We start from the raw sequence: 19281 nt of genomic DNA on the forward strand, positions 1-19281 counted from the left end.
CAGTTACAAAAATGGCTACGAACGTTGGCAGAACGTTACAAACTGCTGTAATATTATGTTTGACGCTTCGTAAACTTCCCATAAACCCATATGTGCCACATTTTCAAATATATGTACACTGCTTACCGGCGGAATCGTTACTTGCGGCAACACACTGTCTGGTGGCACGGCGGTATCGTCTTTTCCAATGATAAATAATACAGGCGTTTTGGTATCTTTTAGTACAGCGGTCCGGTCCGGGCGCTGTATCATGGCATCGTAATAAGCAATGAGGGAGGCGGCGTCGGCAGCCAGGCCACGGCGAATGTATTCCTCTACCCGCTGTGGTTGTGCCTCACGAAAGGCCGCTGCGAACATGTTGGGTAACGTCTGGCGTACAAATGCGTCCGCTCCGTATTGTTCGATCATGCGGATGGACTTACGCCTTCCTTCTTTTTTCTCTTCATTGTCCGGCAGCGCAGTGGAGTGAAACAAACCAAAGCCCTGCAGCATTTCGGGGTGTTTGTCGGCAAAAGCCAGGGTAACATAACCACCCATTGAATGACCGATCATTGTAACCTGCACGAGTTTTTCCTGCAACAGGATGGCGTGAACAAAGTCGGCCATCGCTTCCATACTCACATCGGCAAGTGGCGATTTGCCCGACCCGGGAAGATCCGGCACGATCACGCGGAAATAGTTAGACAGATAAGCCTGCTGGTTTTCCCACACGCTGCCATCTTCACCAAAGCCGTGTAACAATAACACTACTTTTCCCTGCCCCTCGTCGCGATAGGCTCCCTTATGATTTCCGCTGTTTAATTCTTTCCACATTTTGCCTGCGAATAAAACGTAATATGATGCTGGTGTATATTAACAACAATATACTAAAGATAACGGCAGCTTTTGAAATGTAGTCGCCATATTTTACGTAGAACGTAAGATTATCGGCCGGTGTTACATTTCCGCCGATAACTGCTTCTTTCCAGTACGCCGTTGGCGCAATAATGTTGCCATAATCGTCAATAAAACAACTTACACCCGTATTAGCGCAACGGGCAATCCAGCGGCGGGTTTCAATCGCACGCAGGCGGCCGTATTCGAGGTGTTGTTTATATCCTTGCGTTTCTCCCCACCAGCCATCGTTTGTAGTGATAATGATCATGTTAGCCCCGAGTTGTACCTTTCTTGCCACAAACTCGCCGTAAATAGATTCGTAACAGATGATGGGTACGATCTCTTCCTTAGTCTGATGGTCTTCAAACACTTCTACACCAGGTGTACGGCCATAACTGCCACTGATGCCGCCCATGTCCATCGCCCAGTTCTCCATAAACTTCAGGTAACGGGAGTACGGAATGATTTCCACGCCGGGCACCATCTTGTATTTATGATACACCTGTATGTTAAAGGAAGTGTCGATCAGCAGCGCCGAGTTAAACGCATCCCATAACTCGCCTGTTTTACTCTTACGCGCGGTGTAGGAAGCTTCCTCCGGACTGTTATACCGTTTTAGTGTAACCGCTCCCGTGATTACTTTCGCATTTGGGTATTTTTGCAGGAACACGCGAATGGCCTGTATTTCCGGCCGGTCGTTCAGCTCATGTTCCCAGGCGCCGCCTGTAAACAACGCAGTTTCAGGCCATACGATATAATCTGTTTTATCATTCGTTTGCTGTGCACTTAACCGCAGGAAACGTTGCGTAGGATCTTCGCCATTGGTCTCGAACTTTTCGTTGTACGGATCGATGTTAGGTTGTACGATCACCACTGAGCGTTCCTTGCCTGTCGGCGTTCTCGCTTTTGCGACCATTGCGTAAGAGATGGCTGCCGGTAATACAATGAGCAACAACGGTTTCCAGGCTTCCCTGAGAAGAATGTAACTGGCCGGTAACTCTTTTCTGCCACGATACTTCAACCATAATTCATATATGCTGATGTTGGTCAGCAACACCCACAGTGATCCACCGTTTACGCCGGTATACTCATACCACTGCACCGCCCAGGTTTGCTGCGCAAATACGTTGCCCAGTGTAAGCCAGGGCCAGCTTAGCTCCCAACGAAGATGAACATGCTCGAACGTTAGCCAGAACACGACCAGCGCAAAGTAGCCAGCCTTTTTGCCGAGCTTTTCTCTTACAGACCGGTAGCCCATCCAGGGAAACACCATCAGTAAAGCATTGGCAATGTTGGCCAGCGCGCCACTTACGGGAATGGGCGTATTACCTACCCACCAGGTAGTAAATACATTCCATAACACCAGCGTTAAGTAAGCCGCGCCAAAGTAGGAAAGGGGCGATTTTGCCTTGTCTGCCAGGGCCAGCATAGGAACAAATGCAATGAATATCAGGAAGGTAAGCGGCGATGTGGGCCAGGCTGCCCATAATAAAATGCTGCTCAGCAGGGCCAGACCTAATGGAGTATATTTACGCATATGTAATGTTGAGTACCGGCACCAAAAATAGGCCTTTGATGTTAACCACAAATAAAAAAAGGAAGGCGGTGCCTTCCCTTTCTATATTTTAACATTTTAATATTAGCGGCTGTAGTTAGGCGCTTCTTTGGTAATTACCACATCGTGCGGGTGGTTTTCTTTCACCGTTGCGGCTGTGATCTTCACAAACTGTGCGTCCTGCAGTGTTTTAATGTCTTTAGAACCGGTATAACCCATACCAGCACGTAAGCCACCTACAAACTGTTGTACTACTTCGTTCAGGTTGCCTTTGTAAGGTACGCGACCTACAATGCCTTCCGGAACCAGTTTCTTGATATCTGCTTCCACATCCTGGAAGTAACGGTCTTTACTGCCTTCGCTCATTGCTTCGATAGAGCCCATGCCACGGTAAGATTTAAACTTACGGCCTTCGTAAATGATGGTTTCTCCAGGGCTTTCTTCCACACCTGCAAAGATGGAACCTGCCATGATGCAGCTTGCGCCGGCTACCAGGGCTTTCACCATATCGCCGGTGTAACGGATACCGCCATCTGCAATAACAGGAACGCCTGTTTTACGCAGTGCAGTCGCCGCTTCCATAATGGCAGACAGCTGAGGGAAGCCAGCTCCCGTTACTACGCGGGTCGTACAGATAGAACCGGGGCCTACACCTACTTTCACCGCATCTGCACCTGCCTGTTGTAAAGCCAGTGCACCGGCAGCTGTAGCTACGTTACCACCAATCACCTGCAGTTTCGGGAATGCTTTTTTCAGCTTCTTAACGGATTCGAGTACGTGCATAGAGTGACCATGCGCACTGTCCAGCGATACCACGTCTACACCCACGGTCATCAATGCCTTCGCACGATCGAGAATGTCGGCAGTAATACCGAGTGCAGCACCTACCAGTAAGCGCCCGTACTCGTCTTTCACCGCGTTCGGGTAAGAAGTGAGTTGGAGAATATCTTTATAAGTGATAAGACCTACCAGTTTGCCGCTTTTGTTCACAACCGGCAACTTTTCAATCTTATATTGTTCGAGAATTTTTTCTGCTTTCTTCAGATCGGTGCCTTCGGGAGCAGTGATGAGGTTTTCTTTCGTCATCACGTCCTTGATCAGGCGTTTGGTGTTCTTTTCGAAGCGCAGGTCACGGTTGGTGAGAATGCCTGCCAGCTTGCTGTCTTTATCAACAATAGGAATACCACCAATTTTGTTTTCCTTCATCAGGCGTAAAGCCTGTCCAATGGTCTGGTCGGGAGTAAGCACAACCGGGTCGAGGATCATACCGCTTTCGCTACGCTTTACCTTTCTTACCTGTTCTGCCTGTTTCTCGATAGACATGTTCTTGTGCAGGATGCCGATACCGCCTTCACGCGCCAATGCAATGGCCAGATTGGCTTCGGTAACAGTATCCATGGCGGCAGACACCATCGGGATATTCAGTCTTATATTTTTGGTAAGTTGAGTAGAGATGTTTACCTCCCTTGGTAACACTTCAGAGTAAGCTGGCACAAGGAGCACATCGTCAAAGGTGAGACCGTCAGCTACAAATTTCGGTTTTGATTTTCCCGCAGGCATGTTGCAATTATTGAGTCGAATGAAAAATAATTGCACGCAAATGTACGATTAATTGGCGAATTAACGAACAATACATTTGTACGCATCATGTCAGTATATAACAATTTCCCGGCAAAGCCTTTATCACGGCCTGTATCTCCAGGTTTAACAAGGTAGTGGCTAACTGGCTGCCGGGCAGCTGGCATGTTCGATATATCTCATCTATATGTAGTTGTTTTTTATGTTGAAACAGATCCACTACGCGTTGCTCCTCGCTATTTAAATCGATAAATATTTCTTTTTGACGGATGATAGGCGCGCCGGGTTGCTTATCCCATCCCATTAAATCTACCAGGTCCTGGGCGGAGGTGATCAACGCGGCTTTGTGCGTCTTTATGAGCTGCAGGCAGCCGGAGGAGCGTTCGTCGTTAATACGCCCGGGAATAGCAGCTACGTCGCGATTGTAGCTTGATGCAATATCGGCGGTGATTAACGAGCCGCCTTTCTCTCCGCTTTCTATCACAATTGTAGCATCGCACATGCCGGCCACGATCCTGTTCCTGCGCGGGAAGTTTTGTTTATCGGGTTGCGTACCGCTCATAAAATCTGTTAACAAACCACCTTGCTGCAACATCTGTTTCGCGATGGCGTGATGTGCGGGCGGGTACATACGGTCGAGACCATGCGCCAGTATCCCGATCGTGGGTGTATGATGATCCATAGCGGCTTTGTGCGCCAGTACGTCGATGCCATAGGCGAGGCCGCTTACAATCGTAACATTTAAGCCTGCCAGGTCTTTTACCAGCTGACGGCACACCTCTGCGCCGTAAGGGGAAGGAGAGCGGGTGCCGATCACGTTTACCATACGCGACGCATTCAGGTCTGCATTGCCTTTATAGTATAACATGATGGGCGCATCTATACAATGGCGCAATCGTTGCGGGTAACGTGGATCTGTGATAAACAACGGTTGAATATGGTAGCGCGACATAAATTCCATCTCCTTCGTGGCACGTGCAAAGCCCGAGAAGTATTTGATGGCGTTGGCACGTACCTTACCAATGCCATTCGTTCTTTCCAGGTCTGTTATTTTAGCTTTGAATATCGCGGAGGCAGATTCGAAGTCAGCCAGGAGGTCTTTGGCCACAATGTCACCTATCTGCGGGATCAGCGTCAGCGCAAGCTGGTAGCGAGTTTCTTCGGTCATAAACGGTTGGTTAACAATACAATTCATTTCAATTTACGGCTTTCTTCCGAAATTTATTTACTTTAATTGTATGATGATGAGATGTTATTCCTGTATAATTTTATTGATGGTGATGGCCGCCTGTCGCACGACGCAGCCTGTAGCACCGTCTGCAACGGCCGCCGGTAATTTTGGTCACAACGGCGCCGCCTGGGCCGCCCTCTGGCAGCAGCGCGCCGGCGAATACCGCGCACTTTGTTTCCAGGCATATCGCCTGGCCCGCCTTCAGCTGGATGCCGAACTTCGTGAACCTTCCGTGCTCCCGCGTGCGATCGTTACGGATATAGATGAAACAGTGCTGGATAACAGTGCTTATACGGCCATGCAGTCGGGTTTCTACAACGGCTATACGAAAGATACCTGGTTTGCCTGGACCAGCCGCGCCGATGCTGATTCTATCCCCGGCGCACGGGCATTTTTGCAATATGCAGCCTCCAGAGGAGTGGAGGTGTTTTATATCACCAACCGTATGGAGCAGGAGCGTAAAGCCACGCTCAGCAACCTGGAACGCTGGACTTTCCCTTACGCCGATGATGCGCATCTCATCCTGCAGCAGCAAACGTCCGCTAAAGGACCACGTCGGGAGAGCGTCGCTAAAAATTATAATATCGTCATGCTGCTAGGTGATAACCTGGGCGATTTTGCCGATGTATTCGATCGCCGCCAACCGGATGATCGCAGCGCTGCGGTCGATAGCTTGCAACGCGCATTTGGCAGTCGTTATATCGTTTTGCCTAACGCGATGTACGGCGATTGGGAGTCCGCGTTGCGGAATTATAATAACGGCTTGACGCCGCAGCAGAAAGATTCGTTGTATAGGGCGTCGCTGAAGGGGTATCCGGCGGAGAAGGTGCCGAAGAAGTTATAAATAAAAAGGCTGACCGCGTAAGGTCAGCCTTTTTATTATAAGTATCAGTAGTTTCTCAGCCGGTAGATTCAAATACCCTGCTAATTCTTAATTGATGCGCTTCTCCGTCTTGTAAGTTCCCTGGAGCTCATCACTTTACAAACTTATAATCTTCAACACCGTCCTTCTATTCTGCGCTCTACCTTCCTCCGTATCGTTCGTCGCCACAGGCTGACTTTCTCCATATCCTTTCGCACTCAGCCTGTCCGCCGCAATGCCTTTGCTCACCAGGTATTTCACTACTTCTTTCGCCCGGTTCTCTGACAATTGCTGGTTGTCTTTATCCGCGCCAACGTTATCAGTATGACCGCTGATCTCTGCTTTCATTGAGGCGTTGTCGCTCAGCAGGGTAACAAGCCTGTCCAGCTCTGTATGCGAATCTTCCCGAAGGGTAAACTTACCCGTCTCAAAGAAGATATTTTTTAACGTTACGATGGCGTTCGCCTCGAGGGGTTGTAGAGGGATGTTCTTTTCGAACGGCTGACCATCCTGTGATGCCTGTAATGAAAAGTTATCTGAATAAAACAGGTAGCCTTTTCGATTCACGTTAAACGCATAATCCTTGCCCAATGGCAGCGGCACGAGGTATTTCCCGTCGGCACCTGCGTTCACAGTAGCGGTATGTAAACCGGTTTGTAGGTCGATCAGCTCCAGTGCGGCGGTCAGGCGTTTCTCCGTCTTAGCATCATATACAAAACCGCGAACGTACAGGGTCTTTTGGGCACGGGCAGGAGCCGGTAATTCAAAGCTGTAAATATCCAACGCTCCCCTTGTGTCGTTACGGTCAGAGGCAAAGTACGCGGTGCGACCATCTGCCGCCACGACCATGCTTGCATCTTCATCGACCGTGTTAACGGGATAACCCAGGTTCACGGCTGGCCCCCAACTGCCGTCGGCCTGGCGGCGGGAGTAGAACATGTCTTGTCCGCCGAAGCCGGGGTGGCCAGAGGAAGAGAAGTATAAGGTCTGGTTATCCGCATGTATGAAGGGCGTGCTTTCATTGGCGCGGGTATTAATATTGGGGCCGAGGCGTTGTGCCTGTTCCCACTGGCCGTTAGGCAGTCGTTTACTCATGAAAATATCCTGGCCCGCATCGCTGGTAGCGCGAACGAAGTAAAGCGTTTGCCGGTCGGGTGATAAACAAGGTTGCGATTCCCAGTCGCGGGTATTGATCGCCAAACCGATATTCAGTGGCGGTTGCCAGCCTTCTGCAGTTTTTATCGAATAGTAGATATCACAGCTGCCGCGGCCGTTGGGAAAGTCGCAGCCGGTGAATACGAGCATCTCTCCATCCTGCGATATATTCTGCGCCCCCTCGTTAAACGCAGTGTTTACCGGCTCTCCCATATCGCGGCTACGGCCCCATTGCAGGCTATCGCGGCGAGATACGTAAAAGTCTTCATTTCTGCCTTCTACCCGACGGGTGTAGACCAACGTTTTATCATCGATCGTTAACGAAGGAAAATATTCAGGATCTTTTGAGTTGATGCTGTCGCCGAGGTTACGGGGCTCGAATGGAGCGGGGTTTTGCTTGGCTTTCACGGCAAACTCGTAATTGCCTTTCAGGCGTATCGCAGTTTGACTGGGCGTACGCGCGGTAGCCATGTATTCGTTCATCGCGGCCAGCGCCTCTTCGTAACGCGTCAATCCTGCGAGTGCCTTTGCGTAGGCGATGCGGGCCGGACGAATAGCCTCAGGATCTAATTGTTTCAGTTTGTCAAAGGTGGTGATGGCCAGTTGGTATTGCCTCATTTCTACGTAAGTAAGCCCCAGCTGACCATATGCATCTACGAACTTTGGTTGGGCTTTGAGGGCGCTCTCCAGTAGGGAGATGGCCTGTTTGTATTGGTAACTCGCTGCCGCCGTGATGGCATCGTCGAAGTATTGCTGGGCTTTTTTGCCTGCGTTTTCGTAGTGCACCGATTGGGCGGATGCCGATCCGCCCAGGAGCGCAAAACATACGCTGGTGAATAGGATACGTAGTTTCATATGCTGTAAAGGTGATCAAATAACGGAAAATGAACAAATGATATTGCTCTTTTTCCAGATAGGTTGTTGTAACCTTTTACAGGCAGGCGCGTCTTTATGTTGGAAAAATGATTACAGGGTCGTGTTAAAGAGTCATCTTTGGGGCGCGATCATCATTTTTTTGCGTAGAAAATAACATAAGTCATAAACAACCGGCTGCTCATCGCCGGTCAAAAAAGAAAAAGCGGGGTGTTTACCCCGCTTGTGTATAAAAAGATGATAGTGCTTTGGATGATACGCTTAAGGCACGTTAATGTACTTATGTATCTGCAACGATAGCTGCCATTGCGGATGTTCCTTGATATAGTCGATGATCAGCGGCGTTACTTCTTCCCGTTTGCTCCACTCCGGTGCGAGGTACAACTTACAGCCAGGGCTTACCATTGCTGCATGTTTCTCCGCCCATGCGAAGTCTGATTTATTAAATACCACCACCTTCAGTTCACTGGCCTTTTCGCAAGCTTCCTGCAGGGGGGCTTTAAACTTTTTGGGAGATAAAGTGATCCAGTCCAGGTCGCCGCTTAAAGGGGAGGAGCCGGATGTTTCGATATGCGTGCGAAAGCCGGCTGCATGAAGCGCCTGCGTTAATGCGCCGAGATCGTGCATGAGCGGTTCGCCGCCTGTAATCACCGCAATTCGTCCCGGAAAGGAGGCCGCTTCCTGTACAATATCTGCAATGGCCAGCTGCGGGTGTTTGTCCGCATCCCAGCTTTCTTTCACATCGCACCAATGGCAACCTACATCACAGCCGCCCAGGCGAATGAAATAAGCGGCCTGTCCCTGGTAAAAGCCTTCGCCCTGCAGGGTGTAGAAGTACTCCATTACAGGGAGTTTTGTAGTGGTATGTGTTTCAGTTAAAAGCATGATAATACTGCAAAGGTCAGGTATCTGCCTGCCTTTGTCAAATTTTTCCCTTACAGGGCAGGTGTTAGTTCAGGTGTTCTTTTTCGCCTATGGCCGCGTTGTACGTGTTTTTCAGCAATGCGGCAATGGTCATGAGGCCAACGCCACCCGGTACGGGTGTAATGTAGCTGCATTTCGGTGCTACTTCGTCGAACTTCACGTCACCTACCAGCCGGAAACCGCTTTTCTTGCTGCTGTCTTCGATGCGGTTGATGCCCACGTCGATCACGATGGCACCGTCTTTTACCATGTCGGCCGTAACGTAGTTCGGGCGACCGATGGCCGCTACCACGATATCTGCCTGCAGGCAAAGTTCTTTCAGGTTTTTGGTCTGGGAGTGACAAAGTGTTACCGTACAGTTGCCTGGCTGTGCGTTGCGGCTCAGCAGGATGCTCATCGGTGTGCCTACAATGTGGCTGCGACCGATCACCACGGCATGTTTGCCTTTGGTGTCGATGTTATAATGCTCCAGCATCAGCATGATGCCGTAAGGTGTAGCGGGAATGAAGGTGGGCAAACCGCTTACCATTTTACCTACGTTCATAGGGTGGAAGCCGTCTACGTCTTTGCTCGGATCAATGGTGTTGATCACCAGCTCTTCGTTAATGTGTTTTGGTAAAGGCAGCTGTACCAGGATGCCGTCGATGTCGGCATTTTCGTTCAGCATCTGGATATTGTCCAGCAGATGTTTTTCGGAAATCTGTGCGTCGAACCGCAGCAGGGTAGAGTTGTAGCCTATTTCGGCGCAGGACTTTACCTTGGACGCTACGTAAGTTTCGCTGGCCCCATCGTTACCTACCAGGATGGCGGCGAGGTGGGGTGTTTTTTTTCCTAAGGCTTTTAACTCCGTTACTTTTTTCGCTAACAGGTCTTTGGTCGCCTGGGATACTAATTTGCCGTCTAAAATTTGCATGCGCAAAATTACGAAAAAATGGCCGTAAAAAAAGGCGGGGTCGCTAAGGCCCCGCCGTGGTATAAATTGGTTTGCTAATGAACAGATTCTTTATTGCAGGGGCCGTGGCGCTGCATCAAGGATTTCCTTGTCGGCTTTGTCCGCATACTTTTCAAAGTTGCGGATGAATTTAGCCGCCAGGTCTGCCGCCTGCTTATCGTAAGCGGTTTTGTCGCTCCATGTATTACGCGGGTCCAGCACTTCGGTTGGCACGCCGGGGCATGACTCGGGAATGGCTACCCCAAAAATCTCATGCTCGCGGTAAGCTACCTTGTCCAGTTCACCGGTAAGGGCGGCGGTGATCATAGCGCGGGTGAAGGCCAGTTTAATACGTGTGCCCGTACCATAAGCGCCGCCTGTCCAGCCGGTGTTGATCATCCATACGTTCACCTCGTGCGCACGCATCTTTTCGCCCAGCATTTTCGCGTACTGAGCCGGATGCAGCGGCATGAAGGGAGCCCCGAAACATGCGCTGAACGTGGATTTAGGTTCTGTAACACCTGCTTCCGTACCCGCTACTTTGGCGGTGTAGCCAGACATAAACTGGTACATGGCCTGGCCGGGTGATAGTTTGGAAACAGGAGGCAGCACACCTGAAGCATCGCAGGTCAGGAAAAAGATGTTCCTGGGAATGCCGCCGATAGAAGGCTCCAGCGCATTATCTATATAATGTAATGGGTAGGAAACCCTGGTGTTTTCCGTGATCGTGCTGTTCGTGTAGTCAACCCGACGCCCGTCTGCCAGGAACGCAATGTTTTCCAGCAGTGCACCATCCTGGATGGCCGCGTAGATCTGGGGTTCCTTTTCTGCAGTAAGGTCGATCGTTTTGGCGTAACAGCCGCCTTCGAAGTTAAATACGCCCTCGCCATTCCAGCCATGCTCATCGTCGCCAATGAGTTTACGTTTGGGGTCGGCGCTCAGTGTCGTTTTGCCGGTACCGCTCAGGCCGAAGAAAATGGCGGTGTCGCCCGCTTCGCCCTGGTTGGCCGAACAGTGCATGGGGAATACCCCGTGCTCATGCGGCAATACGTAGTTCAAAACGGTAAACATGCCCTTCTTGATCTCGCCCGTGTAAGCCGAACCGCCGATCAGGATCATCTTCTTCGCGAAGTTCACGATCGAGAAGTTGTGCTGGCGGGTGCCGTCGGTTGCCGGATTGGCATGAAAACCAGGGCACTGGATCACCGTCCACTCGGGTTCCATATGCTCTAAATCATCTTCTGTAGGGCGCAGGAACATGTTGTAAGCAAACAGGTTGGCCCATGGTGTTTCTGTGATCACTCTTACGTTTACCCGGTACGCAGGGTCCGCACAAGCGGAACAATCGCGTACCCATACCTGCTTATCCTTCAGATAGGCAGTGATTTTAGTGAAAAGCTGATCAAAATGCGTTGCTTCAAATGGTTGGTTGAAGTCGTTCCAGTTCACCGTCCCTGCGGTGCTGGCATCTTTTACAATAAACTTGTCTTTGGGGGAGCGGCCGGTAAATTCTCCGGTCGTAACTGCCAGTGCCCCGGTGTCGGTCAGGCGACCCTGTCCGCGGGCAATAGTCTGTGAAATCAGTTCCTCTGGTGAAAGTTGATAATAGATGTTCGCCAGATTCTCTATGCCCAAGTCCTTAAGTTCCGTAAGAGTATCTCTCACACTGCTGATCTGCATAAAGAAAGATTGTTTTGGTGTAAACGCAAAACTAGGTAAAATTTGATACCATCTAATTTTATACATGTTGCACCTTGTAAAAATAGCCAATCGTCGTTTATTGGAGGTTAATTTTGGAAAATGTTCAACGAATATCGATTGCGGTTATGTGTAAATTGAATTTCTGCTAATGATTTTACAGGCGTTTAGCGTACGCTTATTCCTATTTTGTTAGTTGCCCATTTTCCTGTAGGTTTGGCCACTCAATCGCCATCAAAGCAGTAAATAATTGATAATATCGTCATATGAAGTCTTTACCAATTGATCCACAGCTCTTTATTAAGAATCGCCAGCGCTTCAGCGAAAAAATGGTCCCGCAATCTATTGCGATCATCAATAGCAATGACGAACTTCCCACTAATGGCGATGCCCTGTTCCACTTCAAACAGAACTCGGACTTGTACTGGCTCACTGGTATCGCGCAGGAAGACACGATGGTGATCCTTTACCCGGACCATCCCGATCCGAAGTACCGCGAGGTGCTCGTACTCGTACGTCCCAATGAACTGAAAGAAAAATGGGACGGCAAACGTCTCCGCCGCCAGGAAGCCACGGCTATTTCGGGCATCTCCACCATCGTGTGGCTCGATTCGCTCGACGGCCTCCTGCAACCATGGGTGCACGAAGCCACCAACATCTATCTCAACACGAACGAAAATAACCGCCGATCGAACTATGTGCCTGTGCGCGATTACCGCTTCGCAGAACATATGCGCGAACGCTATCCGCTACACAACTATCTCCGCGCCGCGGTGCTGTTCAAAGCCCTACGTGCGGTAAAAACACCGGAAGAAATAGGGGTGATGCAGGTAGCGATGGACACTACAGAAAAAGCTTTCCGCCGCCTGCTCGGCTTCATCAAACCCGGCGTGTGGGAGTTCGAGATAGAAGCGGAAATAATGCACGAGTTTTTGCGCAACCGCGCTACGGGAGAGGCTTATGGCTCTATCATCGCCAGCGGCGATCGCGCTCGTACGCTACACTATGTGAGTAATAACCAGGAGTGTAAAGACGGGGAAGTGATCCTCATGGACTTCGGCGCGGCCTATGGCGGTTACAATGCCGACCTTACCCGCTCCGTTCCCGTAAACGGCAAGTTTACGCCCCGCCAGCGCGAGGTGTACGACGCTTGTCTGCACCTGCACGACTTCTGCAAAGCGTATCTCAAACCAGGCATCAGGATCGGCGAGTACCACGAAGCCGTAGGCGATGAAGCCAGCAAACAGTTCATTAAACTGGGACTGATTACCGAAGCAGACGTGAAGAACGAAGACCCCGAGAACCGCGCCTACCGCAAGTATCTCTATCATGGTATTTCGCACCACCTGGGTGTGGATGTGCACGACCTCGGCCCTTCCATGTACCAGCCGCTGCCCGCCGGATCGGTACTTACGGTGGAACCGGGCATCTATATCGAGGAGGAGCAACTCGGCATCCGCATCGAAAACAACATCTGGGTAACCGATAACGGTAATATCGACCTGATGAAAAATATCCCGATCAAAGCCGATGAGATCGAGGCACTCATGAAAAAATAATTTCTACGGATGCGCGTTGTTACGGCAACGCGCATCTTTTTATATCTCCAACACAGATGAAACAAGTACCTAATATCCTTACCCTGGCCAATCTTTTTTGTGGCGCCCTCGCCATTATTTTTATCCTCCATGCACCGGAGTACATTGCTACCTTCGATGGGGTGGATTACACGGTGGTGAACCCGGCCCCGATCTACTGGGCTTCCGGCATGGTCGTGCTCGCCGGTATATTCGACTTTTTCGATGGCATGGTGGCCCGTCTCCTGAAGGTGCAAAGCCCCATGGGCAAAGAGCTGGACAGTCTGGCCGACGTAGTCAGCTTCGGCGTAGTACCCGGTATGATCCTGTTCCGCCTGCTGCGCAGCGCCTACATGCAAACCCCCGATGTGTTCGACGTGTCTTACGTAAACCTCGCCCCGGCTTTGCTGGTACCGTGTTTCGCCGCATACCGGCTCGCAAAGTTTAATCTCGATACCCGCCAGTCAGAACATTTCATTGGCGTGCCTACTCCCGCAGTAGGTTTGCTGGTGGCTTCTTTTCCGCTCATCGTGCTGTACAATCCATTTAACCTGGCGCATTATTTCGGTAATGTATGGCTGTTATACGCCATCATCGTGGTTTTATGTTACCTGATGGTCTCCTCTATCCCGATGATCAGCCTGAAGTTTAAAAATTTCAGCGTGCAGGATAACTGGCCCCGGTTTTTGCTGATCGCGCTAACGATTGGTGCTATTCTCTTGCTGGGCTTCGCTGCCGTTCCCTTTGTGTTCGTGGCGTATGTACTGCTTTCGCTGGTAAAACCGCCTAAAGCGACCACACATTAACTTCCTATTTTTAAGAAAATCACGTAGGTTTGCGTCAAAATTTTAAGAAAGATGACATTTACTGCACATATCAATGTGATGCCGCTGAAAGAATTACTGGACCCACAGGGCAAAACCGTGTTGGGCGGACTGAAAAACCTGGGTATCCAGGTGCAGGACGTAAGGATTGGTAAACACATCACCCTGCAGATCGATGCAGCCAGCAAAGAAGACGCAGCTAAAATTGCCGAAACTGCCTGCCAGAAACTGTTGGCCAACCAGGTAATGGAATACTTCGAGATCACCATTCAATAAATAATTTATTGCGGTCCCGCGGAACATGCCGGCGTTCAGTCGTTCATGCTTCCGCGGGATCGGCATTATAAACGCCCGCACATGTCAAAGCTCTTCATCGTTCCTTCGCCCATCGGCAATCTCGCGGATATGACTTACCGCGCCGTAAAGGTGTTGGAAGAAGCGCATCTTGTGCTGGCAGAGGATACCCGCACCTCGGCCGTGTTGTTGCGCCACTATGGCATCGATAAGCCCATTACGCCGTATCACCAGCACAACGAACACAAAGTGCTGCAGCACCTCGTTTCGCAGCTGCAAAGCGGTAAAACAATGGCCCTGCTCACCGATGCCGGTACGCCCGGTGTATCCGACCCCGGTTTTTTACTGGTACGCGAATGCATCCGCGGCAATGTGCCCGTCGAGTGCCTGCCCGGTGCCACCGCTTTTGTTCCCGCGCTGGTGAATAGCGGCATCCCCATGAACCGCTTTACGTTCGAAGGCTTTCCTCCCCTCAAAAAGGGCCGCCACACCCTGTTTACGCAACTCGCTACCGACGATCGCACGATGGTGTTCTATGAATCGCCCATGCGCCTGGTTAAAACCCTGGCCGACTTCATACAGTATTTCGGTGCAGACCGGCAATGCTGCGTAAGCCGCGAACTCACCAAGATGTTCGAAGAAAACAAACACGGCTCCCTGCAGGAGGTACACGACTACTACAAAGAGAAGGGTGTTAAAGGCGAAATCGTTATCATCGTAGCCGGTGTTCAGTAATTTTTTCATGTAGCCATCTCCGTAACTTTACCCAGCCGCCGTTGTGTCACTCCCTTGTGCGGCAGCCTGCTCCTGGCCGTCATCGACCGCAGGAAAGCAACCTTCGTGTTTAGTCTCCGCACCGGTAGTTCCTGGTTGCCGGCCTTACGGCACCGGGACCGGAGCGAAGGTTCGCTTCATTTCATTCGCGATGACGGACGAAGTGATGCCGCAATCTAAAAGTCACTCCCTTGTACCGCATTAACTCCCTCATCATCTTCCCGGTGATTAAAGCGAAGCGCGGCTAACTTCATGTGCAGCCTTCGTACAATTGATTCGCGATGACGCCGCAAGCAATGCCCTCAAACCTGGAAATAACTCCCTTGTGCCTCATCGCTGCATTCCTACTTTCACCCCCGCCGTATGCCAGATCGACCGTAACATTCAAAGGGCAACGAAAGGGTAACGAAAGGGGTAGCAAAGGGTAGTGCCTAGATTTTGGGTTAAAATACTATCAGTGTAGCGCTTGCGACTATCAAATGTTTGCAAGCACGAAGATTCGAGGGAGAATCTGCTTCACTGCGGTTGCGATGATGACGAATGCCCCGCACCGTGATCACGAGGCGAACACTCGGCCCACTTTACAGCAAATTTTAGCTGACGAGGGACTGTGAGGATTCCTTCCAGATAAAAAAAATATTTATGCGTGTTGTCGCTATCACATTGCAACACAGGCATCAACTGTTAATTTTTTTGCTGAATAAAATTATTTGCCTAATATTACACAGAGAGTCATCGAAATCGAATGTTCAGTTGCCCCAAAAAAACTGACTTCGCAGCAGCAAATAGCCAAGGAATTATTTTACATCCCCAAAAAAAACGCAGCATGATAAATGAGGCGCTGAAGTTTATTTCTGATGAAGTAAACAAGTACTTATCTGTCAAACTGGGCCCCCTTACGGACCCCCGGCTGGTATTAGGTAATGTCGCACGATTGCAGGATGGCGACCAGGGCGGCAATGCTAATCCGCTGGCGAATAAGGCGATCCTCACACTGGTTAACATCGAAGAAGACCGTGTGTCAAAATCGCCGGATAATTTCAGGCGCAATCTTGAAACCAATGCGATGATGTATAAAAATCCACGGGTACATCTCAATCTTTATTGTCTTTTCTCCATTAACCGCAGCAACTACGACGATGCCTTAAAATGGCTGTCACTCATCGTACAGTTTTTTCAATACCGTAACGTGTTCGATAAAATCACTACACCCGGTATGGAAGAAAAACTGGAACGCCTGGTGATGGACCTTTGCAGCATGAACTTCGAACAGGTAAATCATCTTTGGGCCACACTGGGCGGCAAGTACTATCCCAGTGCATTGTACAAAATGCGCCTCGTGGTCATCGATGACGATACGGTAGATGCCACCGGTGAGCTTATCCGCGAAATCAACATTAACGGGAATCAAAACATCTGACCAGCATGGATGCAGTAGCTGTACTGCATGACTACATCACGAAAATCGAACCATCTAACTAAGCAATCTTATGCAACTTAGTTACAAGATATTATTTGCAGTAGAAGTACTGCACGACTACTATGCGAATAGCCTTTGCAGCGATTTCGAGATCGTGCCGTCGCCGGAAACAGCCCAACTGTTCCGCGATCAGCAGGTGATCTGGAAGAATCTCGGGCATCGCGGATATGCGTTGGTGCGTACCATTGAAGGCAAGCCTATCGCTACCCCGGCTATTACCGATGTATTCCGCTGCTACTTGAAACTAAAGCAGCCACAGTTCGCGAACTTTACGAACCTGGACGGTGCTTTTGGCCCGGCAGCGAGGTTGTATTTCACCAACCTGCATCAAACAAAAGCAGGTAGCGTTAGTTATTTATCCGCTCCTATGGCGGTGTACAGCGGCAGTGCTACTTATTTGCCCGGTGCGTTGGCGGTAAGCGGCGGCAACGTAGGCGAAGCGCTTCGCAAAAGCGATAACGGTAATCCGCATGCGCTGAACGATGCAGTTTATTGGCGTAACAAAGGCGCGGTGCGATACGTGACGGGCGCCGACCTGTTAACACATACCGGCGAAATTTACAGGCTTGCGTTAAACGCGCCGGCAGATGCGATTATCACCGATGTATTCCGGTTTAATGAGGCTTCCGGCTTGTACGATGCGGCCGTAGTGCCGGCGGAGTTGCACAACTTCGATACCCCGCAAGGCGAGATCGCTTTTGATTTACGTGGGCTGGAGCCCGGTAAATACCGTGTTACTGCCAATGACACGGAACAATTCATCTACCTCGACGGCCGCCTGCGCCGGGAGCAGGTGTTGGGTATCGTAGAAATATTTAACCACCTGCCGGCCGCGAGTGATTTTGCTTTACTGAATGCACAGGGCGAAGTGAGGGAGCGTACGTTCAGCATCCGTTTCGCCAATCGTTCCGCCATATGGAAATATAATACAGGTGCGGGGTCCAAGGTTACAGCGATTAAAGACAGCGGTAATACTTACTCCTTCGCACAACAAAGCAATGCCTTCCTTTCCAATCAACCGATACCATTTACTGAGCGGCCGATTAAATCCATCTTTCTCGAAACAGGTGATGTGGGGCCGCCCGTACTACATGTAACCAATGCTTCAGCAGCCAGGATCAAAACAATTGAAAAGGACGGAGACCTTTTTTACTGTTCGGAAGTATATCTAAACTATTGATGTAACCTCAATTTCTTTCATCACAAATCATATTCATCATGCCTTCTACATTTAAGACTCCCGGCGTTTACGTCATCGAAGAACCTAAATTTCCGCCTTCGGTAGCGCAGGTAGAAACGGCGATCCCCGCGTTTATCGGTTACACCGAAAAGGCGGATAAACGGGTGCCCAACGATCTGAACATGACGCCTACCCGCATCACTTCCCTGCTTGACTATGAAACCTATTTTGGTGGTCCGCAGGCAGAGGATAATATTGTGGTAACGCTGAGGGAAGAGCAGGATACGAATGGCAATGTGCTGTCGATGAATGCAACGGCGGCCTTCTCAGCCTCGCCGCGTTCGAAGCATAATATGTATTATGCCTTGCAGCTGTACTTCGGCAATGGCGGCGGCCCGTGTTACATCATTTCGGTGGCTACTTACCTTACGCTGGGTACTGCACCCGATGCTACTGCACTCACGAACGGTTTGCGCAAGCTGGCTACCGTCGACGAACCTACGCTGATCATCTTTCCTGAAGGGCCGAATATGAGTACGCCGGCGTTATACTACACCTTGCAACAGGCCGCGCTCGACCAATGTAACCTGCTGCAGGACCGCTTCTCGATAATCGACCTGTATCAGAACAGCGATACAAATACCAATAACATCGACGTGTTCCGCGATGCGACGTTAGCCAATAACCTCAAGTACGGCGCGGCTTATTACCCGAACCTGGTTACCACGCTTACTTATAAGATCAACCTCGCTGCCATCGTCGTGAACCGCAGTGTGATCGTCGAAGGGGCTAATACCGATTCTGTATTCGATCTGGATGAACCGGCCAATAAAAGTACGGCGCAATATACGGCATCCATAGAGGCCATCAATAAACTGAATGTTGAACTGCCTCCAAGTTCCGCAGTGGCTGGCGTATATGCCACCACCGACGCTAACCGGGGTGTATGGAAAGCGCCTGCGAACGTGGGATTGAACTATGTAGTGAAGCTCGCATCTCCCATCACCGATGAGGAAAATGGATATATGAACATCGATCCTACTGCCGGTAAATCCGTAAATGCCATCCGCACTTTCACGGGTAAAGGTACGCTCGTTTGGGGCGCGCGTACACTGGCCGGGAACGATAATGAATGGCGTTACGTATCCGTAAGAAGGTTCTTCAACATGGTTGAGGAGTCCTGTAAAAAGGCCAGCGGCCAGTTTGTGTTTGAACCGAACGACGCCAACACCTGGACGAAAGTACGGGCCATGATCTCCAACTTCCTGACGAACCTGTGGAGACAGGGGGCGCTGGCGGGTGCTAAGCCGGAACATGCATTTTACGTAGCCTGCGGCATCGGTACCACCATGACCGCCCAGGACATTCTCGAAGGACGAATGAACGTAGAAATTGGCATGGCGGCCGTTCGCCCGGCAGAGTTCATTATCCTGAAATTCTCTCACAAAATGCAGGAATCTTAATTCACA

General features: G+C 50.3%; 16 protein-coding genes. 8 read left to right on the forward strand and 8 right to left on the reverse strand.

Going from position 1 to position 19281, the window contains the following annotated elements:
- Window positions 1-15: 15 nt before the first annotated feature.
- From MKQ68_RS00170 to dprA, 4 genes are all read right to left on the reverse strand, one after another.
- Window positions 16-813, reverse strand: a complete 798-nt coding sequence (locus MKQ68_RS00170) for an alpha/beta fold hydrolase (RefSeq protein WP_264281579.1) — start codon at window positions 811-813, stop codon at window positions 16-18.
- A complete protein-coding gene (gene lnt, locus MKQ68_RS00175; RefSeq protein WP_244840974.1) occupies window positions 782-2413 on the reverse strand; it encodes an apolipoprotein N-acyltransferase in 1632 nt (543 codons plus the stop codon). Before lnt ends, MKQ68_RS00170 begins: the two co-directional genes overlap by 32 nt.
- A 102-nt stretch (window positions 2414-2515) precedes the next feature.
- Window positions 2516-3991 carry an IMP dehydrogenase gene (guaB, locus tag MKQ68_RS00180; protein WP_264281580.1) on the reverse strand — a complete coding sequence of 492 codons (1476 nt, stop codon included), beginning with the start codon at window positions 3989-3991 and terminating at the stop codon, window positions 2516-2518.
- Between the two features lie 85 nt (window positions 3992-4076).
- Complete coding sequence (dprA, locus tag MKQ68_RS00185) at window positions 4077-5177, reverse strand: DNA-processing protein DprA (RefSeq protein WP_264281581.1); 1101 nt, start codon at window positions 5175-5177, stop codon at window positions 4077-4079.
- Window positions 5178-5247: 70 nt separating this feature from the next.
- Here dprA and MKQ68_RS00190 point away from each other — a divergent pair, with 70 nt between their 5' ends.
- Window positions 5248-6084: a 5'-nucleotidase, lipoprotein e(P4) family gene (locus tag MKQ68_RS00190; RefSeq protein WP_264281582.1), complete on the forward strand. Its 837-nt coding sequence runs from the start codon at window positions 5248-5250 to the stop codon at window positions 6082-6084.
- Window positions 6085-6219: 135 nt separating this feature from the next.
- Here the strand turns inward: MKQ68_RS00190 and MKQ68_RS00195 are convergent, their stop codons facing one another.
- The 4 genes from MKQ68_RS00195 to pckA all read right to left on the reverse strand — a co-directional run bounded on the left by MKQ68_RS00195 (window position 6220) and on the right by pckA (window position 11665).
- The gene (locus tag MKQ68_RS00195; RefSeq protein WP_264281583.1) at window positions 6220-8112 is read right to left on the reverse strand and encodes an OmpA family protein; all 1893 of its coding nucleotides are present in this window, start codon (window positions 8110-8112) and stop codon (window positions 6220-6222) included.
- Between the two features lie 279 nt (window positions 8113-8391).
- Window positions 8392-8973 (reverse strand): 7-carboxy-7-deazaguanine synthase QueE, encoded by a 582-nt coding sequence (locus tag MKQ68_RS00200; protein WP_264281584.1) that lies wholly within the window; start codon window positions 8971-8973, stop codon window positions 8392-8394.
- 106 nt (window positions 8974-9079) lie between these two features.
- A complete protein-coding gene (locus MKQ68_RS00205) occupies window positions 9080-9967 on the reverse strand; it encodes a bifunctional 5,10-methylenetetrahydrofolate dehydrogenase/5,10-methenyltetrahydrofolate cyclohydrolase (protein WP_264281585.1) in 888 nt (295 codons plus the stop codon).
- 90 nt (window positions 9968-10057) lie between these two features.
- Window positions 10058-11665, reverse strand: a complete 1608-nt coding sequence (pckA, locus tag MKQ68_RS00210; protein WP_264281586.1) for a phosphoenolpyruvate carboxykinase (ATP) — start codon at window positions 11663-11665, stop codon at window positions 10058-10060.
- A gap of 284 nt (window positions 11666-11949) precedes the next feature.
- On the opposite strand from pckA, the gene MKQ68_RS00215 reads away from it, so the two are divergent.
- From MKQ68_RS00215 to MKQ68_RS00245, 7 genes are all read left to right on the forward strand, one after another.
- Entirely contained in the window at window positions 11950-13242 is a 1293-nt protein-coding gene (locus MKQ68_RS00215) for an aminopeptidase P family protein (RefSeq protein WP_264281587.1), read from the forward strand.
- 56 nt (window positions 13243-13298) lie between these two features.
- A complete protein-coding gene (locus MKQ68_RS00220) occupies window positions 13299-14066 on the forward strand; it encodes a CDP-alcohol phosphatidyltransferase family protein (RefSeq protein ID WP_264281588.1) in 768 nt (255 codons plus the stop codon).
- A gap of 51 nt (window positions 14067-14117) precedes the next feature.
- On the forward strand, window positions 14118-14360 hold the full coding sequence (gene purS, locus MKQ68_RS00225) for a phosphoribosylformylglycinamidine synthase subunit PurS (RefSeq protein ID WP_264281589.1): 243 nt from the start codon (window positions 14118-14120) through the stop codon (window positions 14358-14360).
- A gap of 81 nt (window positions 14361-14441) precedes the next feature.
- Window positions 14442-15113: a 16S rRNA (cytidine(1402)-2'-O)-methyltransferase gene (gene rsmI, locus MKQ68_RS00230; RefSeq protein ID WP_264281590.1), complete on the forward strand. Its 672-nt coding sequence runs from the start codon at window positions 14442-14444 to the stop codon at window positions 15111-15113.
- Between the two features lie 865 nt (window positions 15114-15978).
- Window positions 15979-16572 carry a Pvc16 family protein gene (locus MKQ68_RS00235; protein ID WP_244840960.1) on the forward strand — a complete coding sequence of 198 codons (594 nt, stop codon included), beginning with the start codon at window positions 15979-15981 and terminating at the stop codon, window positions 16570-16572.
- Between the two features lie 70 nt (window positions 16573-16642).
- Window positions 16643-17812: a hypothetical protein gene (locus MKQ68_RS00240; RefSeq protein WP_244840958.1), complete on the forward strand. Its 1170-nt coding sequence runs from the start codon at window positions 16643-16645 to the stop codon at window positions 17810-17812.
- A gap of 38 nt (window positions 17813-17850) precedes the next feature.
- Window positions 17851-19275 (forward strand): phage tail sheath family protein, encoded by a 1425-nt coding sequence (locus tag MKQ68_RS00245; RefSeq protein WP_244840956.1) that lies wholly within the window; start codon window positions 17851-17853, stop codon window positions 19273-19275.
- Window positions 19276-19281 lie beyond the last annotated feature (6 nt).

Source organism: Chitinophaga horti (genome assembly GCF_022867795.2).
Lineage (GTDB): Bacteria > Bacteroidota > Bacteroidia > Chitinophagales > Chitinophagaceae > Chitinophaga > Chitinophaga horti.

Bases quoted from the DNA above. Each gene is read 5' to 3' on its own strand.
- MKQ68_RS00170 (WP_264281579.1), bottom strand. From the start codon at position 813: ATGTGGAAAGAATTAAACAGCGGAAATCATAAGGGAGCCTATCGCGAC.
- lnt (WP_244840974.1), bottom strand. From the start codon at position 2,413: ATGCGTAAATATACTCCATTAGGTCTGGCCCTGCTGAGCAGCATTTTA.
- guaB (WP_264281580.1), bottom strand. From the start codon at position 3,991: ATGCCTGCGGGAAAATCAAAACCGAAATTTGTAGCTGACGGTCTCACC.
- dprA (WP_264281581.1), bottom strand. From the start codon at position 5,177: ATGACCGAAGAAACTCGCTACCAGCTTGCGCTGACGCTGATCCCGCAG.
- MKQ68_RS00190 (WP_264281582.1), top strand. From the start codon at position 5,248: ATGATGATGAGATGTTATTCCTGTATAATTTTATTGATGGTGATGGCC.
- MKQ68_RS00195 (WP_264281583.1), bottom strand. From the start codon at position 8,112: ATGAAACTACGTATCCTATTCACCAGCGTATGTTTTGCGCTCCTGGGC.
- MKQ68_RS00200 (WP_264281584.1), bottom strand. From the start codon at position 8,973: ATGGAGTACTTCTACACCCTGCAGGGCGAAGGCTTTTACCAGGGACAG.
- MKQ68_RS00205 (WP_264281585.1), bottom strand. From the start codon at position 9,967: ATGCAAATTTTAGACGGCAAATTAGTATCCCAGGCGACCAAAGACCTG.
- pckA (WP_264281586.1), bottom strand. From the start codon at position 11,665: ATGCAGATCAGCAGTGTGAGAGATACTCTTACGGAACTTAAGGACTTG.
- MKQ68_RS00215 (WP_264281587.1), top strand. From the start codon at position 11,950: ATGAAGTCTTTACCAATTGATCCACAGCTCTTTATTAAGAATCGCCAG.
- MKQ68_RS00220 (WP_264281588.1), top strand. From the start codon at position 13,299: ATGAAACAAGTACCTAATATCCTTACCCTGGCCAATCTTTTTTGTGGC.
- purS (WP_264281589.1), top strand. From the start codon at position 14,118: ATGACATTTACTGCACATATCAATGTGATGCCGCTGAAAGAATTACTG.
- rsmI (WP_264281590.1), top strand. From the start codon at position 14,442: ATGTCAAAGCTCTTCATCGTTCCTTCGCCCATCGGCAATCTCGCGGAT.
- MKQ68_RS00235 (WP_244840960.1), top strand. From the start codon at position 15,979: ATGATAAATGAGGCGCTGAAGTTTATTTCTGATGAAGTAAACAAGTAC.
- MKQ68_RS00240 (WP_244840958.1), top strand. From the start codon at position 16,643: ATGCAACTTAGTTACAAGATATTATTTGCAGTAGAAGTACTGCACGAC.
- MKQ68_RS00245 (WP_244840956.1), top strand. From the start codon at position 17,851: ATGCCTTCTACATTTAAGACTCCCGGCGTTTACGTCATCGAAGAACCT.